Origin of the sequence: Burkholderia sp. Bp9099 (assembly GCF_003857805.1) — a bacterium.
GTDB lineage: Bacteria > Pseudomonadota > Gammaproteobacteria > Burkholderiales > Burkholderiaceae > Burkholderia.
Genome location: NZ_QTPU01000004.1, coordinates 261,589 through 280,475, shown reverse-complemented (window position 1 = coordinate 280,475; position 18,887 = coordinate 261,589). Strand labels below are relative to the sequence as shown.

The window sequence follows — 18,887 nt, the reverse complement described above, 5'->3', positions numbered from 1 at the left end:
GGAGAACTTCCCGCGCCGTTCGCATGAACCACGAATTATCGCTTACTCGACTTCGACCGCCTCTTCGTTCGGCTTGTGCGGCGGATTCGCCAGCTTGTCGAACGACAACTGCACCTTGTCGTTTTCGTCCACGTCGACCGTCACATGGCCGCCATTGACGAGCTTGCCGAACAGCAGCTCGTCGGCCAGCGCGCGACGGATCGTGTCCTGGATCAGCCGCTGCATCGGCCGCGCCCCCATCAGCGGGTCGAAGCCGTGCTTCGCGAGATGCTTGCGCAACGCGTCGGTGAAGAGCGCGTCGACCTTCTTCTCGTGCAGCTGCTCCTCGAGCTGGATCAGGAACTTGTCGACCACGCGCATGATGATTTCCTCATCGAGCGAGCGGAAGCTGATGATCGCGTCCAGACGGTTGCGGAACTCCGGCGTGAACAGGCGCTTGATGTCGGTCATCTCGTCGCCCGTTTCGCGGCGCGTCGTGAAGCCGATCGTCGCCTTCTGCATCGACTCGGCGCCCGCGTTCGTCGTCATGATGATGATGACGTTGCGGAAATCCGCCTTGCGGCCGTTGTTGTCCGTCAGCGTGCCGTGGTCCATCACCTGCAGCAGCACGTTGAAGATGTCCGGATGCGCCTTCTCGATCTCGTCGAGCAGCAGCACGCAGTGCGGCTTCTTCGTGACGGCTTCGGTCAGCAAGCCGCCCTGGTCGAACCCGACGTAGCCCGGCGGCGCGCCGATCAGCCGGCTCACCGCGTGACGCTCCATGTATTCCGACATGTCGAAGCGGATCAGCTCGATGCCGAGCGTGAACGCGAGCTGGCGCGCCACTTCGGTCTTGCCGACGCCGGTCGGGCCGGAGAACAGGAACGCGCCGATCGGCTTGTCCATCTTGCCGAGGCCCGCGCGCGCCATCTTGATCGACGCGGCGAGCGCGTCGATCGCCGGATCCTGGCCGAACACGACGCTCTTCAGGTCGCGATCGAGCGTCTGCAGCTTGCTGCGATCGTCCTGCGACACGCTCTGCGCCGGCACGCGCGCGATCTTCGAGATGATTTCCTCGATCTCGCTCTTGCCGATCGTCTTCTTCTGCTTCGACTTCGGCAGGATGCGCTGCGCGGCACCCGCTTCGTCGATCACGTCGATCGCCTTGTCCGGCAGGTGACGGTCGGTGATGAAGCGCGCCGACAGTTCGGCCGCGGCCGACAGCGCGCCCGACGAATACTTGACGCCGTGATGCTCCTCGAAGCGCGACTTCAGCCCGCGCAGGATCGCGACCGTCTGCTCGACGGTCGGCTCCGTCACGTCGACCTTCTGGAAGCGCCGCGACAGCGCCGCGTCCTTCTCGAAGATGCCGCGATACTCGGTGAACGTGGTCGCGCCGATGCACTTGAGCGTGCCCGACGACAGCGCCGGCTTCAGCAGGTTCGACGCGTCGAGCGTGCCGCCCGATGCGGCGCCCGCGCCGATCAGCGTGTGGATTTCGTCGATGAACAGGATCGCGTGCGGCCGTTCCTTCAGCTCCTTCAGCACCGTCTTCAGACGCTGCTCGAAGTCGCCGCGATACTTGGTGCCCGCAAGCAGCGCGCCCATGTCGAGCGAATACACCTGCGCGTTCGCGAGGATATCCGGCACTTCGCCGCGCGTGATGCGATAGGCGAGCCCTTCCGCGATCGCGGTCTTGCCGACGCCGGCCTCGCCGACGAGCAGCGGATTGTTCTTGCGACGGCGGCACAGCACCTGCACGACGCGCTCGACCTCGGGCTCGCGGCCGATCAGCGGATCGATGCGGCCGTCCTTCGCCATCTGGTTCAGGTTCTGCGTGAACTGCGCGAGCGGGGTTTCCTTCTGCGCATTCGCGTCTTCGCTTTCCGCGTTCGCGTCGGACGACTTCGCGGCTTCGCCGCCGTTCGTCTTCGCGATGCCGTGCGAAATGAAGTTCACGACGTCCAGGCGCGTGACGCCCTGCTGCTGCAGGTAGTAGACCGCGTGCGAATCCTTCTCGCCGAAGATCGCGACCAGCACGTTCGCGCCGGTCACTTCCTTCTTGCCGTTCGACGTCGACTGGACGTGCATGATCGCGCGCTGGATCACGCGCTGGAAACCGAGCGTCGGCTGGGTATCGACATCGTCGGTGCCCGGGACGGTAGGTGTGTTGTCGTGGATGAAATTGCGCAGGTTCTGACGCAAGTCCTCGATGTTGGCCGCACACGCGCGCAACACCTCGGCTGCCGTCGGATTATCCAGCAGGGCCAGCAGCAGATGCTCGACCGTAATGAACTCATGGCGCGCCTGGCGTGCTTCCATGAACGCCATGTGCAGGCTGACTTCCAATTCCTGGGCAATCATGCTTCCTCCATCACGCACTGCAGCGGATGCCCGGCCTGCCGCGCATGGGTAACGACTTGCTCAACCTTGGTCGACGCGATGTCCCGCGTATAGACCCCACAAACCCCTCGCCCTTCGCGATGGACCTTCAGCATGATCTGCGTGGCCGTCTCGCGATCCTTCTTGAAATACTCCTGTACGACCATCACGACGAACTCCATCGGCGTGAAGTCGTCGTTCAGCAGCACCACCTTGTACATCGAAGGCGGCTTGAGCTTCTGCTGCTTGCGTTCCAGGACGGTGCTGTCCTGCTTGTCCGGGATAATCGCCATACACCCATTCTAAACAACTCGGACAGGCCCGCAATCCTGCCGTTACCCGACCGACCGGCCGGTGCCCTCCCTGGTTCCCGACGACCCGCGATCGTCTTCGCACCATACGAAAGCCGGCTGCGGTGCCGGCTTTCACGCGTGGCGCGGAACACGAACCGTCAGGGGGAAACTGCACCGGACGTCGCATCCGCGTCCAGTATCCCACAAGCCGGGACGACTCGATCGCGTGTCACTCGAGCCTGGTATATGAGCCGATTATGCGTCTTTTCAAGTCCGCGCGCTCGACGGGATGCTGCAAAGCAAAGCCGGAAAAACCCTGAAAATGGGTTCTTTACAACGTCCCTCTAAACGTCTAAAAATTCCCCTTGACACTCAAATAAAGAGCGCCAACAATCAAGCTGGCACTTTTTTCAACTCGCCGGTTGGCGAAATGAAAGAGGCCGAAGGTGAGCTTGTGAGGGGGGAACGGCTGTATTTTCCGGTCGTTTAGCTTTTCGAGCGTGCTCGTGGTAAGTAGCAGCGACTGTGTGACAGGGGAAGTAGGAAATGGCAACTGGTATCGTTAAGTGGTTCAACGACGCGAAGGGCTTCGGTTTCATCACTCCCGACGAGGGCGGTGAAGATCTGTTTGCGCACTTCTCGGCCATCAACATGCAGGGCTTCAAGACCCTGAAGGAAGGCCAGAAGGTGAGCTTCGAGGTCGTTCAAGGGCCGAAGGGCAAGCAAGCGTCGAACATCCAGGCCGCGTAAGGCACCGGATATCAGACGAAGAAACCCGGCATTGCGCCGGGTTTCTTTTTTTTTCAGGCCGGCCACTCGTTAATTCGATTGGCCGGCCTTTTCGTTCAATCCCGATAATCGAACACGTATTGTCTTGTTGCACGCGCAGATCGAATGCCGTCATGCGCGTGAAACATATTCGATATCCGTTACACGACCTTCAGCGTGCCCATCATGCCGAGATCCTCGTGTTCGAGAATGTGGCAATGAAACATGCGCTCGCCGGGCATGTCTTGCGTGACGAGTAGCGTCACGGTCTCGCCGCTGCGCACGTTGACGGTATCGCGCCATGCGCGGAACGGTTCGCTCGTGCGCGTGCCGTCCGACGCGCGCTCGATCACCTGGAATTGCGTGCCATGCAAGTGGAACGGGTGATCCATGTCGGTGGCGTTGCGCAGGGTCCAGCGCTCGACGTCGCCGCGGCGGCTGGTCAGCGTCGCGCGATGCGGCGCGTAGGTCGCACCGTTGATCATGAAGCGCATGCCCGCCGGGCGGCCGTGTGCCGGCCCTTTCATCATCGCGTCCATGTCCATCTTTTCGCCGAACTCGATCGTCTTCTGCGCGACCGGCTCGCCGAGCGCGGGCACCCTGCGCAGCGTCGCGGGCAGCGCGCGCGCCGCTGCAGGCGCGAACGCGACATCGGCGAGCGCCAGCGCCGGATCTGGCGGCAGGCTGCCGTGGCCGCCGTCGTGCGACATTGCCATCTTGCGGCGGTCGTATTCGGCCGCCTGCAGCACCGCGCGTGACGCGCGGTCGCCGGCGCGCACCAGCAGTTCCGCACGCTCGCCCGGCGCGAGCAGCAGCGACGTCACGCGGCGCGGCGCGTCGAACAACCCGCCGTCGGTGCCGACCTGCTCGAACGCGCGGCCGTCGTCGAACGCGACGCGCAGGTAGCGCGCGCTGCATGCGTTCCACACGCGCCAGCGCTCGTCGCCCGCGACGTCGATCTGCGGCCGGCGCGCCCCGTTGACCAGCACGAACTGGCCTTCGCGGCCGTTCATCCAGTCCATCATGTCGTTCGGCGGGATCGTGCCGTCGCGCGCGAGCTTCAGGTCGGATACGAACAGGTTGCGCTCGGGCCAGCCGGCGAGCGGGTCGTCGGCGGCGCGCACGATGAAGGGCCCCGCAAGCCCGCGGAATACCTGTTCGGCCGTCATCATGTGCGGATGGGGGTGATACCAGTAGGTGCCGGCGCTGCCCTTCGGCAGCGTGAAGCGGTACACATGCGACGCGCCCGGCGCGACCGGATCGGACGGATTGCCGTCCTGGTCGGGCGGCACCGGCAGCCCGTGCCAGTGGATCGTCGACGGTTGCGGCAGCTTGTTCACGAAGCGGATCTCGACCGTGTCGCCCTCGCGCACGTCGATCAGCGGGCCGACGACGGGCCCTTGCGTGTCCGCGCCGAACTGCCAGAACGTCGTCGGACGCGCACCGTGCAGCATCGCACGCGCGACCGGCTGCGCGACCAGCGTCGCGCGGAACGTGCCAGGTTCGCGGCTTTCGTTTGCCAGGATGCGCAGCGACGCGAGCGGCGTGCCGGCCGGCAGGGCATCGGCCGCGGCGAGCGCGGCCGGCGCCGGCTTCGCGTGCTGCGCGTGGTCCGCCATTCCCGACATGCCCGGCATGTCGTCCATCTGATCCATGCCGGCCATGCCCGCGTGACCGGCATGCTGCGCCCATGCGGCGCGCGCAAACAGCGAAGCGGCCGCGACACCGATGGCGTGCGACAGGAAGGTTCTCCGTATCATCAATCGTTCCTCGTTATTCGTGCTGCATCGCGCGGCCGTCGCGACCTGCGCGCGTGCCGGCACGGGGAAGCGCCCGTGCGACGCGCAATCCGATGCCCGCGTCATCATAACCGCAGCACTCGGTCGAAACGCCGCGACACCGCGCGAGCGTCGATACGCCGCACGACGCTGCCGGCCCGACGATTCGCGCGCCGCGCGGGCCGCGTTTTCGCTCATCGAACGACGCCGCGGGCTCCGCTGCCCTCACGCCGGCCGGGGCGATCGACGCCTTGCGTCACCCGCTTTGGTCACGCCCGATCGAAGGCATTTGCTGCCGCTGCGCATCGCGTCATCGACGCGTCGCGCGCCCTCTTTGCCTGAACCCCTCGATTTTTCACGATGTGGAACAAGTCTCTGCTTTATAAAAATTCGTGGTGCACGGCACAAATTCGCTGTTTCGCGATGCCAAAAATCATTCCGCAATACAAAACACACCAAATATCACATTGTTTTAAAAGGAGAATTTTTGTTTCGAGAAAGCGTTCTACGCGCACCATCGAGCGCGCTCGCGGACGTAGACTTTGTTCCATGCACTGACGCTTCGCCACGACGTTCGATACGGAACCCGGCGCAAGCAGCCAGTCGGGCCACAGCCGGACGCGCCGGCGGGCGGCACACCAGAATCGCTTGTGATCAGAAAGGGAGAACGGAAATGAAGGGATTTCGCTTTGGTTCAGCGCTCGGGTCGTTCTACATCCTGCCGGCAAACGGCGGCTGGGAAGCGACGTTCGGCAACGCCTCGCTCGGCGCGTTCTCGTGCCCGGAAGTGGCAGCCGACCACATCTCCCGCGGCGACTGCGAACAGCCGTCCGAACTGGATACGGCCACGCTCGAAGTGCCGCACGAAATCGCCGAATGGGAAATCGTTCACGTCTGAATGGCACGCCTGCAACGAAAAACGCCCCGGGTCACCGGGGCGTTTTCATTATCGGCGGGACGGCGAGCCGCCAGGCCCGCCGCATCTGCTGTTGCCGTTGCCAGGACGCGCGCGGTGGCGCGGCCGGCGTCAGGCGACTGCGTCGACGATGCCGTTCAGCGTTGCGCTCGGGCGCATCGCCTGGCTCGTCAGCTCGACGCTCGGACGGTAGTAGCCGCCGATCGCCTGTGCCTTGCCCTGCGCGGCCGACAGTTCTTCCAGGATGCGCGCTTCGCTGTCGGACAGCGACTTCGCGACGCCTTCGAACTGCGCCTTCAGCGCGGCGTCCTCGGTCTGCTCGGCCAGCGCCTGCGCCCAGTACAGGCACAGGTAGAAGTGGCTGCCGCGGTTGTCGAGGCCGCCGACCTTGCGCGCCGGCGACTTGTTCTCGTCCAGGAACTTGCCGGTCGCCTGGTCGAGCGTCTTCGCGAGCACGAGCGCCTTCGGGTTCTGGTAAGCGTTGCCGAGGTGTTCGAGCGACGCGGCCAGCGCGAGGAATTCGCCGAGCGAATCCCAGCGCAGGAAGCCTTCCTCGACGAACTGCTGCACGTGCTTCGGTGCCGAGCCGCCCGCGCCCGTCTCGAACATCCCGCCGCCGGCCATCAGCGGCACGATCGACAGCATCTTCGCGCTGGTGCCGAGTTCCATGATCGGGAACAGGTCGGTCAGGTAGTCGCGCAGCACGTTGCCCGTGACCGAGATCGTGTCCTTGCCCGCGCGGATGCGCTCGAGCGAGAAACGCGTCGCGTCCACCGGCGTCATGATGCGGATGTCGAGGCCGTTCGTATCGTGATCCTTCAGGTAGCGTTCGACCTTCGCGATGATCTGCGCGTCGTGCGCACGTGCCGGATCGAGCCAGAACACGGCCGGCGCGCCGGTCGCGCGGGCGCGGTTGACCGCGAGTTTGACCCAGTCCTGCACCGGTGCGTCCTTGGTCTGGCACATGCGCCAGACGTCGCCCGACTCGACCGCATGCTCGAGCAGCACGTTGCCGGCTTCGTCGGTGACGCGCACGACGCCGTCGGCCGGGATCAGGAACGTCTTGTCGTGCGAACCGTATTCCTCGGCGGCCTGCGCCATCAGGCCGACGTTCGGCACGCTGCCCATCGTGACGGGGTCGAATGCGCCATGCTGCTTGCAGTCCTCGATCACGGCCTGGTAGACGCCCGCGTAGCAGCGGTCCGGAATCACGGCCTTCGCGTCGTACAGTTCACCGTCCGGGCCCCACATGCAGCCCGACTCGCGGATCATCGCCGGCATCGATGCGTCGACGATCACGTCGCTCGGCACGTGCAGGTTCGTGATGCCCTTGTCCGAGTTGACCATCGCGAGGCGCGGACGCACCGCGTACTCGGCCTTGACGTCGGCTTCGATCGCTTCGCGCGTGTCGGCCGGCAGGTCCTTCAGGCGCGCGTACAGGTCGCCGATCCCGTTGTTCGGGTTGAAGCCGGCCTGCGCCAGCACGTCCGCGTGCTTCGCGAGCGCGTCGCGGTAGAACACCGACACGAAGTGACCGAACAGGATCGGGTCCGAGACCTTCATCATGGTCGCCTTCAGGTGCACCGAGAACAGCACGTCCTGCGCCTTCGCGTCGGCGATCTGCGCTTCGATGAAGCTGCGCAGCGCCTTGCGGCTCATCACCGAGGCGTCGATGACTTCACCGGCCTTCACGGCCGTCTTTTCCTTCAGCACCTTCTTCACGCCGTCGGCCGTCGTGAGTTCGATCTTCACGCTGCCGGCATCGGCGATCAGCGCCGACTTCTCGCTGCCGTAGAAGTCGCCTTCGGTCATGTGCGCGACGTGCGCCTTCGACGTGGCCTTCCATGCGCCCATCTTGTGCGGGTGCTTGCGTGCGTAGTTCTTGACCGACAGCGGCGCGCGACGGTCGGAGTTGCCTTCGCGCAGCACCGGGTTCACTGCGCTGCCCTTGATCTTGTCGTAGCGGGCCTTGACGGCCTTCTCTTCGTCGCTCGACGGCTCTTCCGGGTAGGCCGGCAGCTTGTAGCCCTGCGCCTGCAGTTCGGCGATCGCGGCCTTGAGCTGCGGCACCGACGCGCTGATGTTCGGCAGCTTGATGATGTTCGCTTCCGGCTTCAGCGTGAGCTGGCCCAGTTCGGCCAGATCGTCGGAACCCTTCTGCTCCGGCGGCAGGACGTCGGCGAATGCCGCGATGATGCGGCCGGCGAGCGAGATGTCGCGCGTTTCGACGGCGACGCCCGACGAGCGCGTGAAGGCCTTGACGATCGGCAGCAGCGAATAGGTCGCGAGCGCGGGCGCTTCGTCGGTGAGGGTGTAGATGATCTTGGGCGAAGTGGACATGGTCGATGCGTTGCTACGTGAAAATTTGGGACTGAGGAGCGCCGGCGGTAACCGGCGGGGAGCGACCGGGTCGATCGCGAAAGGGGCGTGCCGGCTAGCCGGGCGGTGGTGTTGCGAGGGCCGTCATGTTCTACCTTGCAGGGCACCCGGGCCGCATCGCGGCGCCGCGGCCCGCATGCCGGACCGCCCTGCCAACAAACCTGCCGTTCATGAAACGCCCCGGCGCCGGCAGTAGGCGCCGGGGCGGCCGGCGGTCCGCCGGCCTGCCCCGGAAGGGACTTACATGTTCTCGATCAGCACTTCGCCGAAGCCGGAGCACGACACCTGCGTCGCGCCTTCCATCAGACGCGCGAAGTCATACGTGACGCGCTTCTGCAGGATCGACTTCTCCATCGCGGCGATGATCGTGTCGGCCGCTTCCGTCCAGCCGAGGTGGCGCAGCATCATTTCCGCCGACAGGATCTCGGAACCGGGGTTCACGTAATCCTTGCCCGCGTACTTCGGCGCCGTGCCGTGGGTCGCCTCGAACATCGCGACCGAATCCGACAGGTTCGCGCCCGGCGCGATCCCGATGCCGCCGACCTGCGCGGCCAGTGCGTCGGAGATGTAGTCGCCGTTCAGGTTCAGCGTCGCGATCACGTCGTATTCGGCCGGACGCAGCAGGATCTGCTGCAGGAACGCGTCGGCGATCGAATCCTTGATGACGATCTCGTTGCCCGTCTTCGGGTTCTTCACGCGCATCCACGGGCCGCCGTCGATCAGCTCGCCGCCGAACTCCTTCTGCGCGAGCGCATAGCCGGCGTCACGGAACAGGCCTTCCGTGAACTTCATGATGTTGCCCTTGTGCACCAGCGTGACCGACTTGCGATCGTTGTCGATCGCGTACTGGATCGCCTTGCGCACGAGACGCTCGGTGCCTTCGGTCGACACGGGCTTGACGCCGATCCCCGAGGTTTCCGGGAAGCGGATCTTCTTCACGCCCATCTCTTCCTGCAGGAACTTGATGACCTTCTTCGCCTGCTCGGAGCCCGCGGCCCATTCGATGCCCGCGTAGATGTCTTCCGAGTTCTCGCGGAAGATCACCATGTCGATCTTTTGCGGCTCGCGCACCGGCGACGGCACACCCTTGAAATACTGGACCGGACGCAGGCAGACGTAGAGGTCGAGTTCCTGGCGCAGCGCGACGTTCAGCGAACGGATGCCGCCGCCGACCGGGGTCGTGAGCGGCCCCTTGATCGACACCACGTATTCCTTCAGCACCTGCAGCGTCTCGTCCGGCAGCCACACGTCCGGACCGTACACCTTGGTCGCCTTCTCGCCCGCGAAGATCTCCATCCAGTGGATCTTGCGCTTGCCCTTGTAGGCATGCGCGACCGCCGCGTCGACGACCTTGATCATGACCGGCGTGATATCGAAGCCCGTACCGTCGCCTTCGATGTAGGGAATGATCGGCTGATCGGAAACGTTGAGCGAGAAGTCCTTGTTGACGGTGATCTTGTCACCGCCCTCCGGAACCTTGATGTGCTGATACGGCATGATCGACTCCAGTGACGTGGCTGAGCAGGTGATGCTGGTCGAAACTGCGCGCGCGGCGAGGTGGCCTTGCCACCTTCGTGACGGCAACAGCGAGCCGCTATTCTAGCGCCCCAACCGGGGCCGGCGGCACGAAGCGCGACGCTGCGTATCAAGTCTTCCCTTATGTCTTATATAAGACAGATGACTTGCCGTTCCGTATTATGCATTAAGATTCCGCCATTTGCCATAGACCGCCCGTCCCGCCGCCCCGCGGCACGCCGGGCGGGCGCCCCGCCATGACCCTGATCGCCCTCAACAAGCCGTTCGGCACGATTTGCCAGTTTTCCGCGCACGAGACGCGGCCGTCGCTCGGCGACTGGGTAACCACGCCCGGCGTCTACCCGGCCGGCCGGCTCGACGCGGACAGCGAGGGCCTGCTGCTGCTCACCGACGACGGCGCGCTGCAGGCGCGCATCGCCGAGCCGCGCCACAAGCTCGTCAAGCGCTACTGGGCGCAGGTCGACGGCGCGCCGGGACCGGCCGACCTGAAGGCACTCGCGCGCGGCGTCGATCTCGGCGACTACGTGACGCGCCCGTGCCGCGCCGAATTCATCGAACCGCCCGAGGCGCTGTGGCCGCGCAACCCGCCGATCCGCTATCGCGCCGCGATCCCGACCACGTGGATCGAACTCGCGATCACCGAAGGCAAGAACCGGCAGGTGCGCCGGATGACGGCCGCGATCGGCTTCCCGACCTTGCGTCTCGTGCGTGTCGGCATTGGCGCGCTCGACATATTCGCGCTCGGCATTGCACCGGGCGAAACAATCGCGTTGCCGCCGCGGGCCCCCTGGGACGGTTTCGCACGCACCGAATGATGAATTCGGGACGCGCGAATTTTTCGTCATCTTTTTCGTCAACCGCCGGCGAAGATCGTGCGTTAAACCACGCAGATGCCAACCTTAGCTATCCGGCATTGGCAGCCGAACCGGTATTTCCGTGTTTGCGTCACGAAAGCGACGTTTTCTTCGAATACGATTCGGCGCCCGCAGCGCAAAGAGAAATTTCTCGAAGCGTCTGTCAACCGAAAGGTGGATGGCACCGTTAGACGACATGACTCCTATTGCCGGGTCATTTGGTTAATTAACTAAAGCTGAGGAACACAACATGAACAAACTGATCGCCGCTCTGGTCGCTGGCCTCTTCGCAACGGCAGCATTCGCACAAGCTTCGGCTCCGGAAGCTGCTTCGGCTGCTGCTCCGGCAGCTGCTTCGGCACCGGCAAAGCACGCTGCCAAGAAGCACCACGCAAAGAAGAAGCACCACGCAGCTAAGAAGGCAGCTAGCGAAGCCGAAGCACCGGCAGCTGCTTCGAACTAAGCAAGCTGTTTGTAATAACGCAGTCAAGAACACGCAGTCTTGCCGTTCTTACGGCGTTGAAAGGCAGATCACCGCGAGGCGATCTGCCTTTTTCTTTTTTGTGCCCGCCGGCGCGCTTCGCGTACCATGCGGGTCTCGTTTTCCCGATAGGAGCCCTGCTGTGCGATTCTCCCTGCGCCCGTCGCTCGGCCGCCTTGCGCGCGCCGCCGTGTTTCCCGCCGCGCTCGCCGTCCTCGCACTCGGCATGCAGACCGCCCACGCCCAGATGCCGCCCGGCGCCAAGCAGCCGGGCGAGTTCCCGCGCGTGAAGCTGCGCGCCGGCATGTACGTGATCGACGCGGCCGTCGCCGCGAACGACGCCGATCGCGAACAGGGGCTGATGTACCGGTCGCAGCTCGCGCCGAACGAAGGCATGCTGTTCGTGTTCAACGAGAACGCCGTGCACTGCTTCTGGATGAAGAACACGCTGATCCCGCTGTCGATCGCGTTCGTCCGCGCGGACGGCACGATCACCGACATCGACGAGATGAAGGCCGAGACGACCGACAACCACTGCCCGCGCAACAACGGTGTCTATGCGCTCGAAATGAGCAAGGGCTGGTTCGCGGCGAAAGGCATCAAGCCGGGCATGAAGCTCGACGGGCTGCCCAAGGCCCAGTAATCGCCATCGCCGCGGCACCGCCGCGCATCGACCGCAGCCGGCCGCCCTGCTTGTTGGGCGCCGGCTTTTTTTTCGCCGGCCGGCGGCCGCGGCCGCCTTGATACGGCGCACCTTGCCCGCATCTGCAAAAGCCACGGACAAGCGCTATGCTTTAAATCTCGCTTGTTTCAGCCCGGGCCGGCGCCGCCGTCCCGCTTACGATCCGAACCACCAGGAGGTTCACGTGCCCCGCAAAACCCCCATCGAGCGCTATCGCAATATCGGGATCAGCGCTCACATCGATGCCGGCAAGACCACGACGACCGAGCGCATCCTGTTTTACACCGGCGTGAGCCACAAGATCGGTGAAGTGCACGACGGCGCGGCCACGATGGACTGGATGGAGCAGGAGCAGGAACGCGGCATCACGATCACGTCGGCTGCGACCACGGCCTTCTGGAAAGGCATGGCCGGCAACTACCCCGAACACCGGATCAACATCATCGACACGCCCGGGCACGTCGACTTCACGATCGAGGTCGAGCGCTCGATGCGCGTGCTCGACGGCGCGTGCATGGTCTACGACTCGGTCGGCGGCGTGCAGCCGCAGTCCGAAACCGTATGGCGCCAGGCGAACAAGTACAAGGTGCCGCGCATCGCGTTCGTCAACAAGATGGACCGCATCGGCGCGGACTTCTTCCGCGTGCAGCGCCAGATCGGCGAGCGCCTGAAGGGCGTCGCCGTGCCGATCCAGATTCCGATCGGCGCGGAAGATCATTTCCAGGGCGTCGTCGATCTCGTGAAGATGAAGGCGATCGTCTGGGACGACGAAAGCCAGGGCGTGAAGTTCACGTACGAAGACATCCCCGCGAATCTCGTCGAGCTCGCGCACGAATGGCGCGAGAAGATGGTCGAGGCCGCCGCGGAAGCCAGCGAGGAACTGCTCGAGAAGTACCTGCACGACCATGAATCGCTGACCGAGGACGAGATCAAGGCCGCGCTGCGCCAGCGCACGATCGCCAACGAGATCGTGCCGATGCTGTGCGGCAGCGCGTTCAAGAACAAGGGCGTGCAGGCGATGCTCGACGCGGTGATCGACTACCTGCCGTCGCCGGTCGACGTGCCGGCCATCCTCGGTCACGACTTCCACGATCCGGAGAAGCCGGCCGAACGTCACCCGAGCGACGACGAGCCGTTCTCGTCGCTCGCGTTCAAGATCATGACCGATCCGTTCGTCGGCCAGCTGATCTTCTTCCGCGTGTATTCGGGCGTCGTCGAATCGGGCGACACGGTGCTGAACGCGACGAAGGACAAGAAGGAGCGGCTCGGCCGGATCCTGCAGATGCACGCGAACGAGCGCAAGGAAATCAAGGAAGTACGCGCGGGCGACATCGCGGCGGCAGTGGGCCTGAAGGAAGCGACGACGGGCGACACGCTGTGCGATCCGGCCAAGCCGATCATCCTCGAGAAGATGGAATTCCCGGAGCCGGTGATCTCGCAGGCCGTCGAGCCGAAGACGAAGGCCGACCAGGAGAAGATGGGCCTCGCGCTGAACCGTCTCGCGCAGGAAGATCCGTCGTTCCGCGTGCAGACCGACGAGGAATCCGGCCAGACGATCATTTCGGGGATGGGCGAGCTGCACCTCGAAATCCTGGTCGACCGGATGAAGCGCGAGTTCGGCGTCGAGGCGACGGTCGGCAAGCCGCAGGTCGCGTATCGCGAAACGGTGCGCACGACGGCATCCGATGTCGAGGGCAAGTTCGTCAAGCAGTCGGGCGGGCGCGGCCAGTACGGGCACGCGGTGATCACGCTGGAGCCGAACCCCGGCAAGGGCTACGAGTTCCTCGACGAGATCAAGGGCGGCGTGATTCCGCGCGAATTCATCCCGGCCGTCGACAAGGGCATCACCGAGACGCTGAAGAGCGGCGTGCTCGCGGGCTACCCGGTGGTCGACGTGAAGGTGCACCTGACGTTCGGCTCGTACCACGACGTCGACTCGAACGAAAACGCGTTCCGGATGGCCGGCTCGATGGCGTTCAAGGAAGCGATGCGCAAGGCCAAGCCGGTGCTGCTCGAGCCGATGATGGCCGTCGAGGTCGAGACGCCCGAGGACTTCATGGGCAACGTGATGGGCGACCTGTCGAGCCGGCGCGGCATCGTGCAGGGGATGGAAGACATCGCGGGCGGTGGCGGCAAGCTGGTGCGCGCCGAGGTGCCGCTCGCGGAAATGTTCGGCTATTCGACGTCACTGCGCTCGGCGACGCAAGGCCGTGCGACGTACACGATGGAGTTCAAGCACTACGCGGAAACGCCGGCGAACGTGTCGGAAGCCGTGATCAACGCGAAAGTGAAGTAAGCGCGGCGCACCTGCGCACTGCTGCGCGGCAAGTACGAGCCCGTCCGGTTCCGGACGGGCTTTTTTTCGTCCGTCGAACGCAGCGATGCGACCGGCCGGCGACGTTTTTGATCGGCACGCCAGGCATTTTTTTCGCATGCCACAATGCATCGCGATTCGTCCGACGGAACCCTGCCGATGCCACGCCGCCCTGCCCTGCGCCGCCTGCTGATGCTGTATGCCGGCCTCATCGCCGCGAACGTCGCCGTCTGGCTGTGGGCACTCGCGGTGCTGCGCGACCATCCGCTGCTGCTCGGCACCGCGGCGATCGCGTACGGGCTCGGCCTGCGTCATGCGGTCGACGCCGATCACATCGCCGCGATCGACGTCGCGACGCGCAAGCTGATGCAGGACGGCCGGCGTCCGGTGACGGTCGGCCTGTTCTTCTCGCTCGGCCACTCGACGATCGTGATCGCCGCGACGCTCGGCATCGCGCTGAGCGCGTTCGCGCTGCGCGACCGCTTCGACGCATTCCGCGAGATCGGCGGCACGATCGGCACGGCCGTGTCGGCCACCTTCCTGCTCGTGCTCGCGTGCATCAACCTGGTGATCCTGCGCGACGTGTGGCGGCGCTATCGCGGCGCGCCCGATCACGCGCACGACGCCGCGCATGCACATCCTCCGGCCGGCCTCGTCGGTCGGCTGCTGCGCCCGCTGTTCCGCTTCGTGTCGAAGAGCTGGCACATGTATCCGGCCGGGGTGCTGTTCGGCCTGGGTTTCGATACTGCAACCGAAATCGCGCTGCTCGCGATCGCGGCCGCACAGGCGAGCCACGCGCTGCCTCTCTATACGGTCATGCTGTTTCCCGCGCTGTTCGCGGCCGGCATGACGCTGATCGACTCGACCGACAATGTCCTGATGATGCATGCGTACGGATGGGCGATGGACGACCCGCGGCGCAAGCTGCTCTACAACGCGAGCATCACGCTGCTGTCGGCGGCCGTCGCGCTGGCCATCGGCGGGATCGAGGCCGCCGGCCTGCTCGCCGACAAGCTGTCGTTGACGGGCCCCGTGCGCGATGCGCTCGATGCACTCGGGGAACGCTTCGGCGCGATCGGTTACGGCATCGTCGCACTCTTTCTCGTCGCCTGGATCGCGTCGATCCTCTGCCATCGCTGGCCGCGCGCTGCCGACACGACGGCGCGCCAGACGTAGTCAGACGTTTCAGTTCGGAAACAAAAAGCTCACGACGACGTATCGCACGCTGTCGCGCACTCCGTGCGCGCCTTGCGCCGCGGGCATAGCCGGCCGGTGGCACGAATCTCGCAGTTAGGGATTCGCACGGCGGGCCCGCGTGCCGACTCGTGCTCGCGGCTGGCCTCCGGCGCCGGCCGGACACACGTCGGCCGCCGAAACGACACTGCATCGTTGCTGGTCCCCTGCTCCACACGTTGATGAACGCGCGTGTCGAGGCATCGCGCGCATCGGGAGGCCAATGATGAGCAGAACGAAACAACTGTCCCGCACGACGGGACGGTGCTATCGCATGACCCTGCTGGCCGCAGCCGCGATTGCGTGCTGCTGCTCGTATGCCGTCGCGCAGGACACGACAACCGTCGTTCCTGTGACCGTGCTGCCGGGTGACGGCACTTCCACCACCCCATCCGCCCAGATCGAGCAGAATGCGGCGCCTGACGCCACGTCCAGCGCGGACACCGTGATGATCTTGGCCGAAAACGCTGCGTCATGTGCGGCCAACCCGGCCGCTTGTGCGGTGCGTGTGTATGCCGGCGGCGGCAATGGCGGAAATGGCGGCCTCGGTAGCGGCGGAACGACCGGAAGCGGGAGCGCCAGCACGGGTAGCGGCGGAAACAACGGCAATGGCGCCGTCGGCCCCGCAGGCGTCGGCGGGACAACGGGCGGGACGAACGGCTCGGTTGGCTCGGGGGGCACCGGCCGCGGCGGCAATGCCGCCGGCAGCGGGGGCTCGGGCGGTGGTACTTCCGGCGGCGGTACTTCCGGGGGCGGTACTTCCGGAGGCGGTACTTCCGGAGGCGGCCATGGTGGCGGTGGCGGCTCCGGCGGTGACGGAGGCCATGGCGACGGAGGCCACGGTGACGGAGGTCACGGCGATGGAGGCCACGGTGACGGAGGTCACGGCGATGGAGGCCACGGCGACGGAGGTCACGGCGGTGGCGGCTCCGGTGGTGGCGGAGGCCACGGCGACGGAGGTCACGGCGGTGGCGGCTCCGGCGGTGGCGGAGGCCACGGCGACGGGGGTCATGGTGGTGGCGGCTCCGGCGATGGCGGAGGCCACGGCGACGGAGGTCACGGTGGTGGCGGCTCCGGCGGTGGCGGAGGCCACGGCGACGGAGGTCACGGTGGCGGCGGCTCCGGCGGTAGCGGAGGCTCCGGTGGCGGAGGTCACGGTGGTGGCGACTCCGGCGGTGGCGGAGGCCACGGTGGCGGTGGTTCCGGCGGTGGTTCCGGCGGTGGTTCCGGCGGCGGTTCCGGCGGTGGTTCCGGCGGTGGTTCCGGCGGTGGTTCCGGTGGCGGTTCCGGCGGTGGTTCCGGCGGTGGTTCCGGCGGCGGCGGCCATGGCACCGGCGGTCACGGCAACGGCGGTGGCAACGGTAATGGCAACGGTAGCGGCGGCGCTGGCAACGGTGGCGCCAACGGCGTCGGCAATGGCAATGGAAGCGGCAGTGCCGGCGGCAATGGCGGCAACGGCGGATCGTCCAGTGGTCATGGCCACTGACCGACGCGTCGCCTGCCCCCGACGCGGTCAGAGCATTTCGAGCGCGCGCTTGCTGCGCGGCGGACGGAAGTACCCGTCGAGTTGCGCGCGCTCGTCATCGCTCAACACGAGATCGAGCGCGGCGCGATTGTCGCGCACGTGCTCGATCCGCGACGTCTTCGGAATCGCGAACACGCCCGGCTGCGCAAGCACCCAGGCGAGTGCGACGCGCGTGACCGACACACCGCGCTGCCGCGCGATTTCATCGAGCGGAGAACGCTTCGGCAGCCGTCCGTGATCGACCGGACTGTAGGCCATCGCCGGCATCCGATGATCGGCGAGCCACGGCAGCAGGTCGAATTCCGGGCCGCGCCGCGCGATGTTGTAGAGAATCTGGTTGGTCGCGCACGCGCCCCCGCCCGCCTCGTCGACGAGCTCGGCCATGTCGGCCGTATCGAAGTTGCTGACGCCCCAGTGGCGGATCTTGCCCGCGCGTCGCAGCGCCTCGAACCCCTCGACGGTCTCCTCGAGCGGCACCGAACCACGCCAGTGGAGCAGGTACAGGTCGAGACGATCGGTACGCAGACGCTTGAGGCTCGCGTCGCACGCGGCGACGACGCCGCGCCGGCTCGCATGATGCGGATACACCTTGCTGACCAGGAACACGTCGTCGCGCAGGCCGGCGAGCGCCTCGCCGACGAGTGCCTCGGTCGCACCGTCACCGTACATCTCGGCGGTATCGACCAGCGTCATCCCGAGATCGATCCCCTCGCGCAATGCGGCGATCTCGTCCGCCCGGCGCGCGGGCCGCTCGCCCATTTCCCAGGTGCCCAGGCCGAGTTTCGGAATCGTCTCACCGTCCGGCAGGACGACCGTGGCGATCGTGTCTGTCATGTGCTCCTCGCTGCGGATTCGTGGCCGCGCACCCGCGGCCGAAGCATCAAATACGACGCATCAGTGTAGTCAATCGGTGCGGCGTCCACCTGTTACACGGCAAAAACCGGCTATAACGGCACCGCATGATGACTTAGAATGGCCGGCACCCTGATCGATACCCATTCCATGAAGGCACCCACGGACGACCGCTGGCAGGACCTGCGCCCCGACCCCGACAACGACACGCCGCTCTACCTGCAGCTCGCCCGCAAGCTCGGCGACGCGATCCACGACAATCGCTGGGCGGCCGGCGAGGCGCTGCCGTCCGAACGCGTGCTGTCCGAAGCGCTCGGCGTGTCGCGCATTACCGCGCGCAAGGCGATCGCGCTGCTCGTCGAGCAGGGCCTGATCCGCCGCACGCAAGGGGCCGGCAACTTCATCCGGCCGCGCTACGAGGATCCGCTGTCGCGGCTGTCGAGCTTCAGCGAGATGCTCGAGCGCCGCGGCTTCAAGCCGAGTTCGCAATGGCTCGAGCGCGAAATCCAGCCCGCGAATCGCGACGAAGTGATCCAGCTCGGCCTGTCGCCGGCCGCCTCCGTTACACGGCTGAAACGCCTGCGCCTCGCCGACGGCATCGTGATGGCCGTCGAGAACTCGACGTTCCCCGCCACGCTGATTCCCGATCCGCAGGCGATCGGCGGTTCGCTGTACAGCTATCTCGAAGCGCGCGGCACGCCGATCGTGCGCGCACTGCAGCATTTCCGCGCGGTCAACGCGACCGACGAGATCGCGCAACAGATGGGCATCGCGCCGCACGACGCGCTGCTGCTGATCACGCGGATCGGTTATACGGCCGACCAGCGCGCGATCGAACTCACCGATACCTACTGCCGCAACGACTACTACGACTTCGTCGTCGAACTGCGCAAGTAACGCCGGCAATACTCACGG

16 protein-coding genes are annotated in these 18,887 nt (G+C 65.7%); 9 read left to right on the top strand and 7 right to left on the bottom strand.

Features of this window, described 5'->3' with window-relative positions; genetic code table 11:
• Nucleotides 1–42 precede the first annotated feature (42 nt).
• Together clpA and clpS are read right to left on the bottom strand one after the other, a co-directional pair.
• Entirely contained in the window at nt 43–2,343 is a 2,301-nt protein-coding gene (clpA, locus tag DIE17_RS06410) for an ATP-dependent Clp protease ATP-binding subunit ClpA (protein ID WP_044845584.1), read from the bottom strand.
• Nucleotides 2,340–2,654, bottom strand: a complete 315-nt coding sequence (clpS, locus tag DIE17_RS06405; RefSeq protein WP_006398529.1) for an ATP-dependent Clp protease adapter ClpS — start codon at nt 2,652–2,654, stop codon at nt 2,340–2,342. The genes clpA and clpS overlap by 4 nt, the downstream gene beginning before the upstream one ends.
• A 289-nt stretch (nt 2,655–2,943) precedes the next feature.
• On the opposite strand from clpS, the gene DIE17_RS37300 reads away from it, so the two are divergent.
• Both DIE17_RS37300 and DIE17_RS06395 read left to right on the top strand, forming a co-directional pair.
• A complete protein-coding gene (locus DIE17_RS37300) occupies nt 2,944–3,144 on the top strand; it encodes a hypothetical protein (protein WP_185641051.1) in 201 nt (66 codons plus the stop codon).
• Between the two features lie 56 nt (nt 3,145–3,200).
• Entirely contained in the window at nt 3,201–3,404 is a 204-nt protein-coding gene (locus DIE17_RS06395) for a cold-shock protein (protein ID WP_004196460.1), read from the top strand.
• Nucleotides 3,405–3,583: 179 nt separating this feature from the next.
• On the opposite strand, the gene DIE17_RS06390 is transcribed toward DIE17_RS06395, so the two are convergent.
• Complete coding sequence (locus DIE17_RS06390) at nt 3,584–5,182, bottom strand: multicopper oxidase family protein (RefSeq protein ID WP_124523863.1); 1,599 nt, start codon at nt 5,180–5,182, stop codon at nt 3,584–3,586.
• A 691-nt stretch (nt 5,183–5,873) separates the two neighbouring features.
• On the opposite strand from DIE17_RS06390, the gene DIE17_RS06385 reads away from it, so the two are divergent.
• Complete coding sequence (locus tag DIE17_RS06385) at nt 5,874–6,098, top strand: hypothetical protein (protein WP_044845583.1); 225 nt, start codon at nt 5,874–5,876, stop codon at nt 6,096–6,098.
• A gap of 129 nt (nt 6,099–6,227) precedes the next feature.
• Here the strand turns inward: DIE17_RS06385 and DIE17_RS06380 are convergent, their stop codons facing one another.
• Both DIE17_RS06380 and icd read right to left on the bottom strand, forming a co-directional pair.
• The gene (locus DIE17_RS06380) at nt 6,228–8,456 is read right to left on the bottom strand and encodes an NADP-dependent isocitrate dehydrogenase (protein WP_044845582.1); all 2,229 of its coding nucleotides are present in this window, start codon (nt 8,454–8,456) and stop codon (nt 6,228–6,230) included.
• Nucleotides 8,457–8,735: 279 nt separating this feature from the next.
• On the bottom strand, nt 8,736–9,992 hold the full coding sequence (icd, locus tag DIE17_RS06375) for an NADP-dependent isocitrate dehydrogenase (RefSeq protein WP_044845581.1): 1,257 nt from the start codon (nt 9,990–9,992) through the stop codon (nt 8,736–8,738).
• Nucleotides 9,993–10,267: 275 nt separating this feature from the next.
• Between icd and DIE17_RS06370 the strand changes: the two genes are divergently transcribed.
• From DIE17_RS06370 to DIE17_RS06350, 5 genes are all read left to right on the top strand, one after another.
• The gene (locus tag DIE17_RS06370; RefSeq protein ID WP_124486986.1) at nt 10,268–10,846 is read left to right on the top strand and encodes a pseudouridine synthase; all 579 of its coding nucleotides are present in this window, start codon (nt 10,268–10,270) and stop codon (nt 10,844–10,846) included.
• 289 nt (nt 10,847–11,135) lie between these two features.
• On the top strand, nt 11,136–11,348 hold the full coding sequence (locus DIE17_RS06365) for a hypothetical protein (protein ID WP_072465376.1): 213 nt from the start codon (nt 11,136–11,138) through the stop codon (nt 11,346–11,348).
• A gap of 160 nt (nt 11,349–11,508) precedes the next feature.
• Nucleotides 11,509–12,009: a DUF192 domain-containing protein gene (locus tag DIE17_RS06360; RefSeq protein ID WP_044845579.1), complete on the top strand. Its 501-nt coding sequence runs from the start codon at nt 11,509–11,511 to the stop codon at nt 12,007–12,009.
• Nucleotides 12,010–12,232: 223 nt separating this feature from the next.
• Nucleotides 12,233–14,344 carry an elongation factor G gene (gene fusA, locus DIE17_RS06355; protein ID WP_044845578.1) on the top strand — a complete coding sequence of 704 codons (2,112 nt, stop codon included), beginning with the start codon at nt 12,233–12,235 and terminating at the stop codon, nt 14,342–14,344.
• A gap of 177 nt (nt 14,345–14,521) precedes the next feature.
• A complete protein-coding gene (locus DIE17_RS06350) occupies nt 14,522–15,538 on the top strand; it encodes a HoxN/HupN/NixA family nickel/cobalt transporter (RefSeq protein ID WP_260426328.1) in 1,017 nt (338 codons plus the stop codon).
• Nucleotides 15,539–16,067: 529 nt separating this feature from the next.
• On the opposite strand, the gene DIE17_RS38400 is transcribed toward DIE17_RS06350, so the two are convergent.
• Nucleotides 16,068–17,072, bottom strand: coding sequence for a hypothetical protein (locus DIE17_RS38400; protein ID WP_185735362.1), 1,005 nt, complete (start codon nt 17,070–17,072; stop codon nt 16,068–16,070).
• Nucleotides 17,073–17,108: 36 nt separating this feature from the next.
• The gene (locus tag DIE17_RS06340) at nt 17,109–17,954 is read right to left on the bottom strand and encodes an aldo/keto reductase (RefSeq protein ID WP_124523007.1); all 846 of its coding nucleotides are present in this window, start codon (nt 17,952–17,954) and stop codon (nt 17,109–17,111) included.
• A 168-nt stretch (nt 17,955–18,122) separates the two neighbouring features.
• Here DIE17_RS06340 and DIE17_RS06335 point away from each other — a divergent pair, with 168 nt between their 5' ends.
• Nucleotides 18,123–18,869 (top strand): GntR family transcriptional regulator, encoded by a 747-nt coding sequence (locus tag DIE17_RS06335; RefSeq protein WP_044845577.1) that lies wholly within the window; start codon nt 18,123–18,125, stop codon nt 18,867–18,869.
• Nucleotides 18,870–18,887 lie beyond the last annotated feature (18 nt).

What these genes read in the sequence shown, in the direction of transcription:
- clpS (WP_006398529.1), bottom strand. Translation starts at nt 2,654, where the DNA reads ATGGCGATTATCCCGGACAAGCAGGACAGCACCGTCCTGGAACGCAAG.
- DIE17_RS06335 (WP_044845577.1), top strand. Translation starts at nt 18,123, where the DNA reads ATGAAGGCACCCACGGACGACCGCTGGCAGGACCTGCGCCCCGACCCC.
- DIE17_RS06390 (WP_124523863.1), bottom strand. Translation starts at nt 5,182, where the DNA reads ATGATACGGAGAACCTTCCTGTCGCACGCCATCGGTGTCGCGGCCGCT.
- DIE17_RS06340 (WP_124523007.1), bottom strand. Translation starts at nt 17,954, where the DNA reads ATGACAGACACGATCGCCACGGTCGTCCTGCCGGACGGTGAGACGATT.
- DIE17_RS06365 (WP_072465376.1), top strand. Translation starts at nt 11,136, where the DNA reads ATGAACAAACTGATCGCCGCTCTGGTCGCTGGCCTCTTCGCAACGGCA.
- clpA (WP_044845584.1), bottom strand. Translation starts at nt 2,343, where the DNA reads ATGATTGCCCAGGAATTGGAAGTCAGCCTGCACATGGCGTTCATGGAA.
- DIE17_RS06385 (WP_044845583.1), top strand. Translation starts at nt 5,874, where the DNA reads ATGAAGGGATTTCGCTTTGGTTCAGCGCTCGGGTCGTTCTACATCCTG.
- DIE17_RS06370 (WP_124486986.1), top strand. Translation starts at nt 10,268, where the DNA reads ATGACCCTGATCGCCCTCAACAAGCCGTTCGGCACGATTTGCCAGTTT.
- DIE17_RS06380 (WP_044845582.1), bottom strand. Translation starts at nt 8,456, where the DNA reads ATGTCCACTTCGCCCAAGATCATCTACACCCTCACCGACGAAGCGCCC.
- icd (WP_044845581.1), bottom strand. Translation starts at nt 9,992, where the DNA reads ATGCCGTATCAGCACATCAAGGTTCCGGAGGGCGGTGACAAGATCACC.
- DIE17_RS37300 (WP_185641051.1), top strand. Translation starts at nt 2,944, where the DNA reads ATGCTGCAAAGCAAAGCCGGAAAAACCCTGAAAATGGGTTCTTTACAA.
- DIE17_RS38400 (WP_185735362.1), bottom strand. Translation starts at nt 17,072, where the DNA reads ATGACCACTGGACGATCCGCCGTTGCCGCCATTGCCGCCGGCACTGCC.
- DIE17_RS06395 (WP_004196460.1), top strand. Translation starts at nt 3,201, where the DNA reads ATGGCAACTGGTATCGTTAAGTGGTTCAACGACGCGAAGGGCTTCGGT.
- DIE17_RS06350 (WP_260426328.1), top strand. Translation starts at nt 14,522, where the DNA reads ATGCCACGCCGCCCTGCCCTGCGCCGCCTGCTGATGCTGTATGCCGGC.